Source organism: Trinickia sp. (genome assembly GCF_057351765.1).
The window spans coordinates 171,120-185,524 of the sequence record NZ_JBMRBK010000022.1 but is presented as its reverse complement, the minus strand read 5'-3'; the positions used below and the strand labels follow the sequence as shown (position 1 = coordinate 185,524).

7 protein-coding genes are annotated in these 14,405 nt (G+C 63.6%); 3 read left to right on the top strand and 4 right to left on the bottom strand.

The window, feature by feature from the left end; all coding sequences use genetic code 11:
* Positions 1–167: 167 nt before the first annotated feature.
* From ACO1XS_RS05430 to ACO1XS_RS05420, 3 genes are all read right to left on the bottom strand, one after another.
* Positions 168–365 carry a hypothetical protein gene (locus ACO1XS_RS05430; protein ID WP_331568450.1) on the bottom strand — a complete coding sequence of 66 codons (198 nt, stop codon included), beginning with the start codon at positions 363–365 and terminating at the stop codon, positions 168–170.
* Between the two features lie 246 nt (positions 366–611).
* Complete coding sequence (locus ACO1XS_RS05425) at positions 612–2,132, bottom strand: S8 family peptidase (RefSeq protein WP_486390174.1); 1,521 nt, start codon at positions 2,130–2,132, stop codon at positions 612–614.
* 157 nt (positions 2,133–2,289) lie between these two features.
* Positions 2,290–3,162, bottom strand: coding sequence for a hypothetical protein (locus tag ACO1XS_RS05420; RefSeq protein WP_486390173.1), 873 nt, complete (start codon positions 3,160–3,162; stop codon positions 2,290–2,292).
* A gap of 461 nt (positions 3,163–3,623) precedes the next feature.
* Between ACO1XS_RS05420 and ACO1XS_RS05415 the strand changes: the two genes are divergently transcribed.
* The 3 genes from ACO1XS_RS05415 (at position 3,624) to ACO1XS_RS05405 (ending at position 10,657) form a co-directional block, all read left to right on the top strand.
* The gene (locus ACO1XS_RS05415; RefSeq protein WP_486390172.1) at positions 3,624–4,295 is read left to right on the top strand and encodes a TorF family putative porin; all 672 of its coding nucleotides are present in this window, start codon (positions 3,624–3,626) and stop codon (positions 4,293–4,295) included.
* Positions 4,296–4,571: 276 nt separating this feature from the next.
* Complete coding sequence (locus tag ACO1XS_RS05410; RefSeq protein ID WP_486390171.1) at positions 4,572–6,212, top strand: amidohydrolase family protein; 1,641 nt, start codon at positions 4,572–4,574, stop codon at positions 6,210–6,212.
* Between the two features lie 248 nt (positions 6,213–6,460).
* Complete coding sequence (locus ACO1XS_RS05405) at positions 6,461–10,657, top strand: hypothetical protein (protein ID WP_486390170.1); 4,197 nt, start codon at positions 6,461–6,463, stop codon at positions 10,655–10,657.
* Between the two features lie 65 nt (positions 10,658–10,722).
* Here ACO1XS_RS05405 and ACO1XS_RS05400 read toward each other — a convergent pair whose 3' ends face one another.
* Positions 10,723–14,274, bottom strand: coding sequence for an ankyrin repeat domain-containing protein (locus ACO1XS_RS05400; RefSeq protein ID WP_486390169.1), 3,552 nt, complete (start codon positions 14,272–14,274; stop codon positions 10,723–10,725).
* Positions 14,275–14,405: the final 131 nt, after the last annotated feature.

The following is a 14,405-nucleotide window of genomic DNA, read 5'->3' as shown; positions in this document are numbered from 1 at the left end:
CAAGAGCGACGCCGCCGCGGACGACGACGTGTTCAGCCGCGCAAGGTTGCTCAACGCTCCATTCAAAGCGGGCCGCGTCGTCCCTGTCTTGGCCGGCGCGCTCGCCGGCTTGCTCGCGCCGCGCGTCAGCCCCGAAAAGAACGACAGCGCTTTCGTGATCTTGCTGTTCACGGCATGTCCCCCGACGCGATTCGATGCAAGTCGAATCCGGCCGCCCGCAACATCGTCGCGTCGGCACGCTGCCATCGCGCGAGCAGGTCATGTCTGTCCGAACGGATCGGCCCCGAGAAGAAAACGCCTAGACATGCGAGTGCAAACAGCAGCACGCGCGACACGCGCCTGCCATGGACAGTATCGGTTCTCATCGCCTTCTCCGGGTTTCGCGTCGACAATGCCGCACGAGCGGCAGGATGAATCGATTGTCATGGCGACCGAACTGCGCTCACATCGGAAGTGGCGAATATCGGCGTCCCTCGACGAATCGATTGGCCGTTACGATTCGCGCGCCGAAAAACGCGATTCGCCCAATACATCCGGGCGCGAGGAAACGAGAGAAGCGGGTTGGGCGGGAACGAGCGAGCGCAGAGAAGGGCCGGCTGGACGGCCAGCGCTCAGTGCGGTTGATTTACGGCGTCGGCGCATGCGATGCCGACTGCGGCCGACAGCGCGCCGCAGGCATCGACCGTTTGGTGCGCCGCGTCGCCATGGGCGCTGCTCTTGAGCGCCGCATAGATCTTGTCCGAATCGAGCCGCGGATCGACGGCGAGCAGCAATGCTGCCACGCCCGAGACGAACGCCGTCGAAAACGAAGTGCCCGAAAAGAAATCGTAGTGACCGCCCGGCGTCAGGCTCAGCACGTCGCGACCCGGCGCCCGCACGACCGGCGCGGCCGTCTTCGCGCCCGGGTAGTCTGCCGCGATCACGTGCGCGATGCCAACCGGAAAAGCATGCATGTCTCCACTGGGAGGGACCGCACCCACCACGACAATGCCGTGCCGCAGCGAATATTCGACGAGTTGCGTCAAGAGCGGATCGGGCGGACCGCTCAAGCTCAGATTGATGACGTTCGCGTGCGCTTCGATCGCCGCCGCAAGTGCCTGAGCAAGCGTCAGCGAATTGCACACCGATTGCCCGGCCGCATGACCGCCCGAAGACGCCGGCTCCTGCCAGCATGCCTTCAATGCAAGAATGCGCGCACGCGGCGCGACACCGACCATGCCGCGACCGCCGTTGAGATTGGCTGCTATTACGCCGGCCACGGCGGTTCCATGCACGTCGTGGCCGAACGTCGCCAAGTTCTGTTCGACGAAATCGCGCCTCATGGCGATCGATCCCGCGAGGCCGGGATGAAACGCGTCGACGCCCGTGTCGATGACAGCGACTCGGACACCCTCGCCTTGTGAAATGCGCTGCGCGGCCAGCGCATCGATTTCGCGCAACCCCCGCTCGAAGTCGACATAGTTGGCGCGATATGCACGCTCCGCGGTACTTTTCGCGTCGGCCGCCGCGGCCGTCTCGGCCATCGTCGCGCTATCGCCACCGGGTTTGCTCAACGTGCCGACGGTGCGAAAGGACTGCAGCGGCTGCACGATCTTCACGCGCCGATCATGCGAAAGCTGCTCGATCACCTGTGCACGGGTGCGCTCGTCACGTACCTCGAGCACCGCGCAATGGGCCTTGAGCGGCACGATCGGCCAGGCCATGACTTGCTCGAGTTTGTAGTCCCGGGCAATGGCATCGATCGTTTCCCGCGCGCTGCCGTAAGCCGTATAACCGGGACCGCCGTCATAGCCGCCAATCGTCGTGCCTGCCAGAATCGGCACAGATTCGGTCGGATTGGCAACGGCCACGACGATCATCCGCTCGCCCTCGTCGTTGATCTGACGGAGCACATCGGGATCGATATCGGCATTCGAAGGCGGGACGAGCGAAACGTGGCTGCATGCCACGACGAGCGGGACGATGGCCGCGACAAGCGCGACGAGACGCGGCCTTGCCGTGCGCCGGACCGCTTTCGTCCATACCGCCATCCAAAGACGGACGACGTGCGCGCGGGCCGGCCGTTTCAGGGCCGCCTCCCGCGCAAACGGTGCACGGCCGGCGCGTGGCGTGCTGGGCTGACAATGTGTCATCTGATTGATTTCTCCGGGTTGCTGATCGAGAGGCGAGACATGGCAACCCGTGAGTACCGCAAACAGTGAAAAATGTTGCAGCCCTGACGCACGAACCGTGAAACCGGACGAACCGCTCGCCGGACAACGCGCCATGCGTGCCCGTGAGCGCCTTTCGTCAGACGTTATCGAGGCCGCCCTGTGCCGCCCAATCGAAATTGCTCACACCGGAAATGCCGTCGCCGCCCGCGACGTCGTGCGTTTCGATCCGGTTGTAGGTATCGGGATTCGAGAGCATGAACTTGGCGGCCGCGGAGACTTCCGAAGGCGTGCCGCTCGCCGGATTGTAAGCCATCTGATACAGCTTGTTCGGATCGAGCTTGGGGATTCCCTGCTCATGCAGGTAGGCGCCGAGCGCGCCCGAGGCGCTTTGCGCGTCGAGCGACGCATCCGAGGCGTCGAGCGACGCACCGGAGGCACTTTGCGCGCCGAGCGACGCACCCGTATCGCCAATCGTTGCGCTCTCATCCAGGAAATCGGCCTCGCCCGCCGAAGAGGCATCGCCGGTGTTCGACGCGTCGCTCAACCCGCCTTGCGCCGCCCAGTCGAAATCGTTCACGCCGGCAATGCCGTCGCTGCCCGCGACGTCGTGCGTTTCGATCTGATTGAACACATCGGGGTTCGAAAGCATGAACTTGGCGGCGTCGGACACTTCCGACGGCGTGCCGGCAGCCGGAGAGTACGCCATCTGATAGAGCTTGCTCGGATCGAGCGAGCCGATCCCGTTCTGATGCATATAAGCAGCCAGCGCACCCGATGCGCCTTGCGCCGTCATGCCCGAATCGGGCTGACCGCCGTTGTCGATATTCCCTGCGTCGAGCGAGCTCTCCTCCGCGAACACTTGTTGCAGCATCTGCTGAATCGATTGCAGCGCCGATTCGTAAAGTGCTTCGTAATTCGCCACAGCGGAATCGACCGGGGACGATGTCGTCGGACTCAGGTCGAGTGGCTCGGACTGGACAGTGCTATCGAGAGAAAGGTTGACGCTCATGGTATTAGACTCCGCATAGATGAGAAACCGCCGATGCGCATCGTGCGCGAAAGGCCCCGCCGCGTAAGCGCCGCACTGACCTGCATCCCCGCGTCGCTCTGCGCGCCACGATATCGAAGCCGCCTTTCGATCTCATGGCTCGCGGCGAAATCAAAAAGCCATCGGCGAATCGTCGAAAGATGCAAGCGTCGCGCATCGCCCCCCAATCCGCCGTTCGACGATTATTGTTTTTGAGGTAGCATCGTCCCGCTCGGGGTACCTTGCCCTGCCCGCCGAAGTCGTTGCCGCAGCCTGGCGATACTTCGGCGCAGAGTCTGATCGAAAGGAAAGCGGTACGAGTCATGAGGGGGATTCAGGCGTTGCTTCGAATACGAACGGCATTGCGGTTGCGGCAGCGGTATTCGCATTTGTCCTTCGGGCAGCGCCTCCCAGTCGGGCGTCGGTTGGCCCTGGCGCTCTCGATGCTGGTGGCCTCGGTTCCCGCCGCTCGCGCGTCCGATACCTGGCATTTTCAGTTAGGCGCGACGACCGACCGCATCAACCGCGGCCTCGATATGAGCCACAACGAGCCCTCGGTCGACGCGGCGGTCAGTTGGTACCCGGGCACGGGGCCGTTTGCCGGCGTTTCGGCATGGACCGTCAGGCCGATGAGCGGTAGCCCGATGGGCGCAGAAATCCTCGCCAACGCAGGCTACGGATGGCGCCGCGGCGATTGGGGTGCGAAAGCGATGTTGCTGCACTATCAGTTCGCCCACATCCCTCGCGCAACGAGGATCGAATACGACGAGGTGGGGTTCGCGGGAAGCTGGCGCGAGAGCCTCTTCGCTTCTGTCACCGTGTCGCCGAATACCGCTTACGGAGGATCGCCGCGAACGCTGGCGCTGACCTACAACCTCGTCGGGCATCTGCCGCTCGCCCACGGATTTTCGGCGACGGCCGGCGTCGGCTATTACGACCTGCACGCCGGACTCGGCTCGGGTTTCGTCTATGACGACATCGGGCTGATCTACCAATACCGTTCGCTGCAACTTCAGCTCGCCTACTTCGGCACACAAGGTCCGGAGCGCATCAAAGCGCGGTTGGGTCCAATGCTCGTGCATCGCTGGGTCGCGCAAGTCAGTTGGTCTTTCTGAGGTAGCACGGCGAGACGCCCAAGCGCATCCGCTCTCGCTCCCGCTCGTCACCCCCCCCCAATAGGGCATCGCCGAACACGCGCCATCCACGCCTGCGATTCGATTCGCCGCGGTACGAGCAATTTCGCCGCGAGACGACGCACCCTCATATTCGCCTCCCGATACTGAGCACGCGCGCTCTTCCTACGAACCACGTAACGAAGCCGCGCATACCGAGCGGCCGTTGCCGTTATCTCGGCGCGCTCGATTACTCCAACCCTATCGAAGCAAGGCAAAATGACCACTGTCCAATCCAGCCGTGCGTCAACCTCGGCACCCAATCCCTCCTCGCCGTCCGACAACGCTCAAAGCGCCAGTCCAAAAGCGCCGACGGGTACCGCGAAACGCCGTAATCCCGATTCGCCGACCGGCAACCTCGCCAAGCGTGGCAAAGGCGAGAGCAGCGAAGCGGCGTCCACGCTGCAAGCGCATACACGTTTTTTCGAAGACGGCAGCAGCACGACAACCGGTTCGCGCGTTCCGTCGCGTGTTCCGATTGCACAGCGCGCCGGCCATATCACCGCCGCGCTACGCGGCCGGCAGATCGACGCGGTGACCCACGGCACCGACAAGGCAGCGCTCGAACGAGGCGCTAAAACCACGCTGGGCAGCTGGACGTCCGATTCGCATTTCCATCCGACCCAATACACGCAGCAAGGCATTCTGCCGGAAGAAATGCTCGCGATGATGGATAAGGTAGGCGTGTATCGCAGCGTGATCATGCCGATTCCAACCGATGTCATTCCGTGCGGCCACCCCGACAACAATCACATTCCGCCCGAGGACTATTACGTTCCGAAGGAAGACATGAGCATGGCGCGCCACGAGCTGACCGCGGAGCGCGAAGACAAGATCGCCAAGAGCGCACATCTCGTCGTCAACCAGCAAGTCGACGCGGACACGGCCGATTTCATGGACATGTCGGGTCTCACCGATGCTCAGCGCGACCGCCTCGATCCGATGGTGACGGGCCTGCATCTGGGCTCGCCGCTCAGTTCCGAAGCGCTGCTCAAAAAGCTTCACAAGGACCCCGGCACGTTCACGGGCATCGGTGAAGTAACGATTCACAAGGAGCTCGTCGAGCGCCAGTTCGACGGTGCGCGCCAGGCCAATCTGACCGACAACGTTCAACCGTTCAAGGACCTCATCGCAACGGCAGGGGTCGTCGGCATGCCGGTGGTTCTGCATTGCGACGTGGACTCGACCGATAACCAGCGCAAGAACGGTCTCGGTGCTCCGCAGCATCTCGACGGTATCAAAAATCTGCTCGGCTCGCCCGAAGCGAAGAACACGACGATGGTCTGGGCGCACTTCGGCGGCATCGGCCGCTTCGTCGCGAAGCCCGACAATCACATGGAAAACCTGCGCCAGATTCTGCGCGATCCCGAGATGAAGCACGTTCACGTGGACATCTCGTGGTCGCGTGTGGCACGCCAGATCGTCATGAAGCAAAACGCGCACGGTGTCGAGGAGCCCGATCCGGCCTCGATCGACGCGGCCGCCAAACTGATCACCGAGTTTCCCGATCGCTTTCTGATGGGCTCCGATGCGCTCGATCCTAAGAAGGAAGAAACCTGGGCCGAGACCGGCAACATGTATAAGCCGTTGCTCGACAAACTGTCTCCCGAAGTACGGCATCAGGTGACGATCGGCAACTACGAGCGCGTCATCGTCGGCGCGCGCGCGAAGGTGCGCGCGTTCGAGAAGCATGTGCTGACGAACGAGTTCATGAAGCGCAACGTTCGCCCGTCGGGACCGACGCCGCTGCGCAACGGTCCGCACATCGAACCCGAGAAGCTGCGTGCCGCACGCGATGCGGCGTTCGCCGCCGCGGGTGTCGATGAGCGCGGCGAACCGGTATCGAACGCAGCGCGTTGATTGAAAGCGAGCCCGCGCGAGCCGATGCGGTTGGCTTCGCGCGGGTACCCCAAGACCCGGTTTGAAGGACGGCGCGTGGTGTTCCAGCGCCTTATTTCATTCGTCTCCCTGAGCGAGTCGAGGCTATGAAACTGTTTGGAACCAGCGCGTCGTCCACCGCCGCAAATCAACACCCTGCTCAAGCCGCAACCGATAGCGGCAACCGTACCCGTGCCTCGCGTTCGAGCGGGCGTCGATCGTTTGGCAGTATGCTTTCGAAGCTTACCCGGCTTGGGCGATCGCCGAAGGCGCAGTCTTCACTGGCGACGGACGGGAGTCTTCAGCAACCCGTGTCCGGAACGGTTGGCGCGGCAGACAACCGGCGCTCGGGCACCGCCCCTTCTAACGACGACGACGTGCGCGAAATGGTCGCACGCATCGTCTCGCAAAAAGACTCGCGCCGTCCAGGCGCCGCCGGTACATCGAGCGAAACCGAACCCCGCCCCACGATCGCGCACTTCCTTGCACCGGAACTCGGCGTCTCGCCGAGCGCACCCGAGAAACGTTCCAAGAAAGGCTGGAGCGGGCTTTTCCATCGCCGATCCAGTTCCAAAAAGACTCCTGCCGCCACGCAAAAGGCGCCGACGCAAGCCCCCCCCGCCACATTGTCGACGGTCACCCATCGCGAGGATCCGATTGGGGAGACCGTTAGTTGGATCAAAGCCAAGCACGCCGCGGAATCCACCGCGCAGGAAGATATCCAGGAGCCGAGTGCCGCGGTTTTCTCCTCGACAGGAGCCGGAGACGACGATACCGAGGTTCGGCACGAGAGCCCTCGTAACTCGAACACATCGGAGCATTCGGCGAAAGACGTCACCTACGACACCGGCCCCATCTTCGACGAGTCGGGCGACGAACATGAAGAGGACAATCTGTTCGATCTCGACATCGGCCCGTTGCATCCACCGCCGGTGGAAAATGAAATCCGTACGGTCACGCCATCGAATTCGGAAACGGGTTCGGCACGGCACGACGTCCCGCCGCAGCAGAACGAAGTGTTGACTACGACCGCACCGCTCCCTCAACCGGACCCCGTGCCGAGCGCCAACCCGCAGCGAAGCAGCCTGGGCAAGTTGAAGCAACTCAAGAACGCGCTCAAGGGCTGGCAGACCTATGCCAAGGACGAAGCGTATATTCACGGCTTCGGTTTTTCGTCGACGAGCCTGTCGCTCACCCCGATCTCGACCAATACAAAAACCGCACGCGCCAAACCGTTCACGGGCGTCACGCGCGAAGGCGATGCACCCGTCGAGCTGCACAGGCGCCTCGCGAATCTGCCCGGCAGCACACCGCCGGCCGTGCTTCATGAAAGCCCCGTCGTGCAGGAACTCGAAGCGCCGAACGCACTCGATCGATTGTTTCTCGACGCGAGCATCCTCCCCGGGACCAACCGCCGCCAGCTCTTCGATTCGATCAAGCAAGTCGCCGCGGAAAAGAACCTGACGCCGTTCGAGGCATCCAGCCTTGCCCAGGCACTGCATATCGCGTTCAGCCGCACGCCCGATCGTTCGAGCGACGCCGCTTACGATCCGGCCTACGACGCAGCGCACGATGCGCAGATCGCACTGCAATCGCTGCCGCAGACGAATCTGCTCGATGCGCTGCGCGATACCGCCGAACCGCAGCGCACCCCCGATTACGATGCCGACAAGGCGTGGGCGCTCGCACAAGAGCTCGTCCACATTCCAGGCGGCGTCGGCACGAGCCTCATCGAAAAGCTCACGCCGCAGACGCCCCGTCCGGCGGGCACACATGCCTCGGTCGTGGAAAAGGATCGGATGCTGTTGAGCGTGTTGCTGAAAGCCTCGCAACAGGTCGTGCGCGAAGCACGGCAATCGGCCGCGACGAAGCCCGAAAGCAAGATACTCGGCGTGTTTCCCCGGGCATCGCGGCAGGTGGGCAATGCCGCCTCGCCCGAGCCCGGCGGTCCTCGCATGCTCGCGCACGATCCGGCTTCGATCTTCGCCGACGGTGCGCTCCACGCCGCCATCGCGCAAGCGGGCGAAGACCAGTGGCCGGGAAGCAACAACACGTCTGTGCCGAGCAATCTCTCGCTCGCGCAAAAGGCGATGCTCGCCGTCAAAGACGAGTTGCAGACGATCGATGCGCACGTCGCCGACGAAGCCACGCGCGGCACGGCCTTCAGCCAGGGCACGCACGGTTGCCGCTTCGCGATTTCGATGATTCGCGGCGATATGCTGACCGACCAGGCGCGTGAGCCGAGCGGCGTGCGCAGTCAATTCCAGCTCGCCGAATCGCGCCTGGGCAAGAGCGTTGGCAAGCACCTCGACCGCGCAATGCGGCGCCCGACCACCTGGACGCGCTTCCTGGGCTCGCTCGAAGCGTTGAGCCGGCACGTCGGCGTCTACAAGAACAAGAGCCCCTTTTACACTTACAACCGCATCGCGGAGAGCGACGGCGGCCGCGGCATGGGTGTCGCGAACCGTGGCGGCACACACGCCGGCCGCGCGCTCTACGACATGCAGCACAAGGTCCAGACGACGATCGACGAACGCGCCAATCTTGGCGAGGACGCGGCCGCCGGCGACGAGGAAGCGCTGCGTCTGATGGTGCGATCGTCGATCATTCAGACGTCCAAGGCGGAGACACTGATGTTGCCGCGTTTCGCGCAGCCCGTGAGCCTCTCGGACCTGTCGCAAGGCAAGGTCGTGGATGCCGTGATGCAGAAACTTGGCGGCGCCGGTGCCGAAGCCGATGCGGAAGCGAACGACGCGTTGCGAGCCAAAGTCGCCGCGATGGTGGCCGACGAGAACAAGCCGTTGACGACGCAACGTTTGCTGCAATGGGCCGCCGCTGTCGGCGGGCCCGATAACGCGGGTTCGGCCAAGGAGATAGCGGGCGCGGCACCGGCCGACCACCCATGGCGTGCGTTCGCGGAAGCGTTCGAGCGCGCGGAACATCCGGACGAGATCGCCCCGATCGCCACCCCTTCCTTACGCGGCAAATCGCGCGACGAAGTCGCTGACATCCTGGCCAAAATCGTCGCCGCGGAGGAACTGGGCTCGGGTTTCGCGCTGGATAGCGCCGGCAACGTGCAGGGCACCACGAAGAACGTTTCGGGCATCATCTCGAGCGTTCCGCTGCACTTTCTCGGCAGCGTCCACGCGGACCTCGGCGGCGGCAAGATCCGCACCGTGCGCTTCGAATCGGTGACGAGTACCGATCGCAGTCAATTGCGCGTCAGCGTGACGACACTGAAGCGCGGTCAGGCCGGCTTCGGCGGCAGCGTCGGCCATTTCACCTCGGGTGACGCACCGATCACGGCGGGCGGCGGACTCGATGTCGGCGGCGCGTACGAAGTCGTCCATCAGGAAGGCGCGGTCCTCGGATTCCCCCGCAATCTGTCGGGCGGCGTGCTGGGCGATCGCGCCGTCAACGAGAAAAAAGCGCAGCTCGTCAAACTGCTCGTGCAAGGCGGCGCACTTGAAGGCCACGCGCAGCCGGCCAACGAGGAAGACCGCAAGTCGCTGATCAAGTGCGCCTATCAGGCTTTCGGCGACGATCTGTCGATCGGATTTTACGAAATGGATCAAACCGACAAGCAAGGCACGCTGAGCGTCAACGGCAACGTCGGCATTCGATTCGGCGATTTCAAGCTGGGCCTGCCGACGGTCGGCGCAGCCGGACGCACGCAAGGCACGACGATCCGGTATCGGGACCAATCGGGATTCCTGAAGACCGAATGGGAGACGGACTCGAGCGCCTACAACGCGTCGTTCCAGGGTTCTTTGGCGTCGCTGAATGGCTACGACGAGCTTTCGGCGGGCACTCACGACCTGCACAGCTCGATCACCACCGCCATCGCCCCATTCGTATCGGGCTCGGCGCAATTCTTCCGCTTCGGCGTGGCCGATCGTCGCGTCCAGATCGTGCAGGACGGCAAGGAGCTGCCGACGAGCTTCGCGACACGCACGTTCCAGGCGCCGATTTCCTTCCTTCACGAATTCGGGCAAAACGTCGACAAGTATGCCGACGACAAGGCAAAGAAGTTTTTCCCGAAGGAGTACAACGCGGGCGGTCAGGCACGCGAGAACGTAGTGCAGCGCGAGAAGACCCGCATGCTCGAGTTCGTCAACCACTACCTGAAGGAACGCGACCTGACGTCGACACCGCAGCTGTACACGGAATTCGGCGACAACGTGGATACGGCCAACAAACTGCGCGCAGCCGCTTACATGGCCGAGCGGCTGGGCAAGAAAGAGACGGCAGGTACCGCGCGCGAAGAGATATCGGCGATACACGGCGACGAGAAGTATCGCGAGGGCCGCTTCCTGACCAACCTTCAAATCGAGCAGGAAGGCAAGCAGGTGGGGATCAACGGTATCGTCGGCGTGACCTATGCTCGCAACGATAACCGCGCGCAGCAGGTTCTATCGTTCACGTAAGCGGACTCGCCCGCTCGGGCACATAAGCGGACGGCGCGGCGATCCTCGTTTCGCCGCGCGCGCTGTCAGAGCCGCTGCCGCTTCGCTGACGGCTCAGCGGAGGAGGAAGATGGGCCGGGCGCCGGGGGTGAGCCCGGCGGCGACGCTTGGGGACTGTCGTCGCTCCCGCTTGCCGAGTCGGAAGCGTCCTGCGAGCCGTCGTCATCGGAGCTCTCCGATGACGATGCACCGGCGGCGCGCAGCAAGTCGACGATTGCGATATGCCCGTGAGCTTCGGCGAGCGCCAGTGGCCTCCAACCGCCCGTGTCCCTAATGCTTGCGTCGGCACCCAGGCGCAGCAAAAAGGCGACCGCTTCGGTCTGGCCTTGCTGTATCGCGTGGTGCAGCGCGGTGCGCCCCGCGGCGTCGGTACGATCGACTTGCGCGTCGTGGTCGATCAGGACTGCGATCATATCGGCGTCGCCGTCCCGAGCGGCCAGCATCATCGCTGTCTGACCCAGCGCGTTCGCATGTTCGACATCGGCGCCGTGGGCAATCAGCGTCTCGGCCAATTCGGTATCGCAAGTCCTGGCAGCCGCCAGCAGTGCCGTCATGCCTTCATTGTCGGTGCCGCGGATATCGCCGCCCAAGGCCAGCAGCGCATTGACCGCCGCGCCGTGACGTTGCGCCGCCGCGATGATCAGGGCGGTTCGGCCATTGGCGTCGCGCTTTTCGATTTCAGCCCCCCGAGCAGCAAGCATGCGGACAGAATTGTGACTATTGCGAGCCGCAGCGACCATCAGAGCGGTCTGCCCCGACGCGTCGGTCCGGTCGATCTCGGCGCGCGCCGCCGCCGCCAATGCCTCGATTGACGCATGAGCGTCGATCGAGGCCGCAACCATGAGCGCGTCCCGCCCATCGAGCGCGGTGTGACGGATGTCCGCGCCGGCATTCAGGAGGGCCGTCACAACGGCCGGTCCTCCCCCGTTCGCCGCGTGCATCAGCGCGCTCCAGCCCTTGCTGTCGGTCCGTGCCACGTCGGCGCGCTTTGCGAGCAGCGCGTCGACGATTTCGATGTGTCCCGAGGTTGCCGCATACATCAACGCGGTGGCGCCCAGTATCCGGTCGGCGCGATCGATGTCCGCACCGCTTTCGATCAATGCCTCGGCGACGGTCAGCTTGCCGCTTCCCGCGGCCGACATCAGCGCCGTCATGCCCGCGGCATCGGCATGATCGACGTTCGCGCCGCGCGCCGCAAGCGCCCGGACCGCCGCTGTCTTGCCCATCATCGCAGCCAGCACCAACGCGCTCCAACCGTGCGCGTCAGGCAGCTCGCGCGCCGCGCCGCGGTCGATCAGCATCTCGATGGCTGCGACATGTCCGTGCTGCGCCGCCATCATCAGCGCGCTCAAGCCTCCGTCGCTGAGCAGATCGAGGTTGGCGCCGCGCGCGGCCAGCGCGTCGATCGCGGCGGCCTGCCCTACCTGTGCGGCGAACATGACAGCGGTAAGACCTTCGCCGGTTACTCGGTCGACGTAGACTTCCGCGTCCGCCAACGCTTCGATCATCGGCACGCGACCATGCGCCGCGGCAAGCATGAGCGCCGTGATGCCTGTCGCGGTGGTTTGCTCCGGATCCACGCCGCGTGCCATCAACTCGGCGACAACCCTCGTACCGCCGTTCGAAGCGGCCACGTGCAATACGCTCCAGCCGTAATTGTCTTGATGCTCGACGTTCGCACCGCGCGCAAGCAGCGCCGCCAACGCTCGAGGCTGGTCGTGTGCCGCGGCGATCAGCAGCGCGCTCCAGCCGACCACGTTCGTTCGCTCCAGGTTCGCCCCGCTCTCATGCAGCGCCTCGATCGCCTCGACGCGGCCCTTGCGCGCGGCAATCATCAATGCGGTCTCGGCTGCCTCGTTGGTCAATTCGACATCGGCACCGGCCGATTTGAGCGCGCGAATAGCTCCGGCTTGGCCGCTTTGGGCAGCCAACATCAGCGCGGTCCAGTTATCGCGGTTACGCATGTTGACATCGATCTTCCCTGCCAGCCGTTCGATCGGCCGCACCATCCCTTGGCTCGCGGCGTAATGCACCACCGCGTTGCCGCGCTCATCGATTCCGCGGATCGGCGTAAATGCCTGGACCAGAAAGGCCGTCAAACGTTCATCTCCGGCCTTCGCCGCGCCGAGCAGTACAGCATCGCGCTGCGCACTGCCGAGCAGATTCAGTTTGTCCACGATCGGCCTTGTGAGGATTTCACCCGTATCGGATCTGTTCTCCCAATATCGGCGCACGACCGGGTCGCTCAGTTGCGCGAGCCATCTCACAGGCGCTCGTTCCGCATCCAGCAGCGCGAGCATACGCTCGGGTGCCAGCGCAATCAGCTCGTCGTGCGGCGTATTGTTCAGGGCAGCCATCACGATCGCTGGCGTCAAGGCGTCATGCATATAGCCCAGATCGCGCAGCACCAGCGAACGATCTTTCTTTTGAGCCTCGTCGTGAACGATAAAGGCCTGGTACCCGAGCTCGACGATCTGCTCGCTCGGCCCCCCACGTACGACACGCACAGGAAAGTCATTCAACAGGTCGCTTTTGACGAGGTTGGCGCCGATCTGCGGCATCAGCAGCACCGGATCCTGCGTCATCCGATAGCTGGTTTCTCCATCTTCGTCTTCCCCGCTGACGAACAGCGCCTCGGCCTCGATCGGTCCGAAGCGCTCGCGCAGTTCGGTTTCGGCCCATGGCGCGAACTCCCGATAGAAAGCCCAAACCTCGTCGGCCGACAGCGTCCGATCGCTAAAGCCGTTGAAGCGTCCGCGAATCTCCGCCAGGCAGTTTTCGGCGACGTGGCGCACTAGCCGCCCCGGCGTGACGCGCTCGATGACGTGTTGTTTGCACGCGGCGAGATCGCCGTCGGAAATGCCGAGGCTCGGAATGAATGTGTCCTCACGTGGGTCCGTGCCATAGTCGGACACGAGATGATTCCAGCATGCGTTGTGATAATGGACCTCGTTGGGCTGGTAGTGCTGACGCATGCCGAACGATCTCTGCGTGAATTCGAGAATCGCTTGCGTCAGCATCCGTTCCCATTCGGTTTTCGCGTTGAAGCGCAGCCCGCCGGCGCCTTCGAGATCGATCTCTCTTGCCGAATTGATCAGATGCGTGATCGCGCCGTCGGCACACACGATCAGCCCGGGCGCCAGGTTCCTGACGATTTGCCCGCGCTTGTCCTCGTCGATTGCCGGATCTTCGATTCGATAGGCGAGTTGCTCGAGTGCCTCCTTGCCCTGAGTATGCGCAAGTACGACGCGTGTCGAAAAATAACCGGAAGAACCGGCTTCGACGCGCCCCGCAAACGTTTCGATCTGCGCCGACGCATCCCGGTGTTCGGCTGTTTGCTTGCGTTCGAGGAATTGCTTCAATGAATCGACGTTTTTGCGGATCTGTGCCTTGGACACGGCGTACTCGGGCGATTGCTCGAAAGCCGAGAAACTGCCGTGCTGCAGCGCGTTGAAATAGACCGGTCGCTCTCCGTAGCGTTGCGCGGCCTTCTGCGCGACCGCCTCGCGCCTACCGGCTGCGTCGTCGTCATGTTTCTCGACATGAAAGCTGCTGCCTTCGGTAAAGTTGATTTTCACTTGACGGACCCATTGATTCGCACCCTGCGAGCTTGCCGGTAAAGGGCATCAGGCACGCAGCCGTGCGACGAAACCGCGCCGCGCGCGGCGAATGGGGTTCCGGGTCAGCCGTTTCCACAAGACAAGAAATG

Bases quoted from the DNA above. Each gene is read 5' to 3' on its own strand.
- ACO1XS_RS05420 (WP_486390173.1), bottom strand. From the start codon at position 3,162: ATGAGCGTCAACCTTTCTCTCGATAGCACTGTCCAGTCCGAGCCACTC.
- ACO1XS_RS05415 (WP_486390172.1), top strand. From the start codon at position 3,624: ATGCTGGTGGCCTCGGTTCCCGCCGCTCGCGCGTCCGATACCTGGCAT.
- ACO1XS_RS05405 (WP_486390170.1), top strand. From the start codon at position 6,461: ATGCTTTCGAAGCTTACCCGGCTTGGGCGATCGCCGAAGGCGCAGTCT.
- ACO1XS_RS05425 (WP_486390174.1), bottom strand. From the start codon at position 2,132: ATGACACATTGTCAGCCCAGCACGCCACGCGCCGGCCGTGCACCGTTT.
- ACO1XS_RS05410 (WP_486390171.1), top strand. From the start codon at position 4,572: ATGACCACTGTCCAATCCAGCCGTGCGTCAACCTCGGCACCCAATCCC.
- ACO1XS_RS05430 (WP_331568450.1), bottom strand. From the start codon at position 365: ATGAGAACCGATACTGTCCATGGCAGGCGCGTGTCGCGCGTGCTGCTG.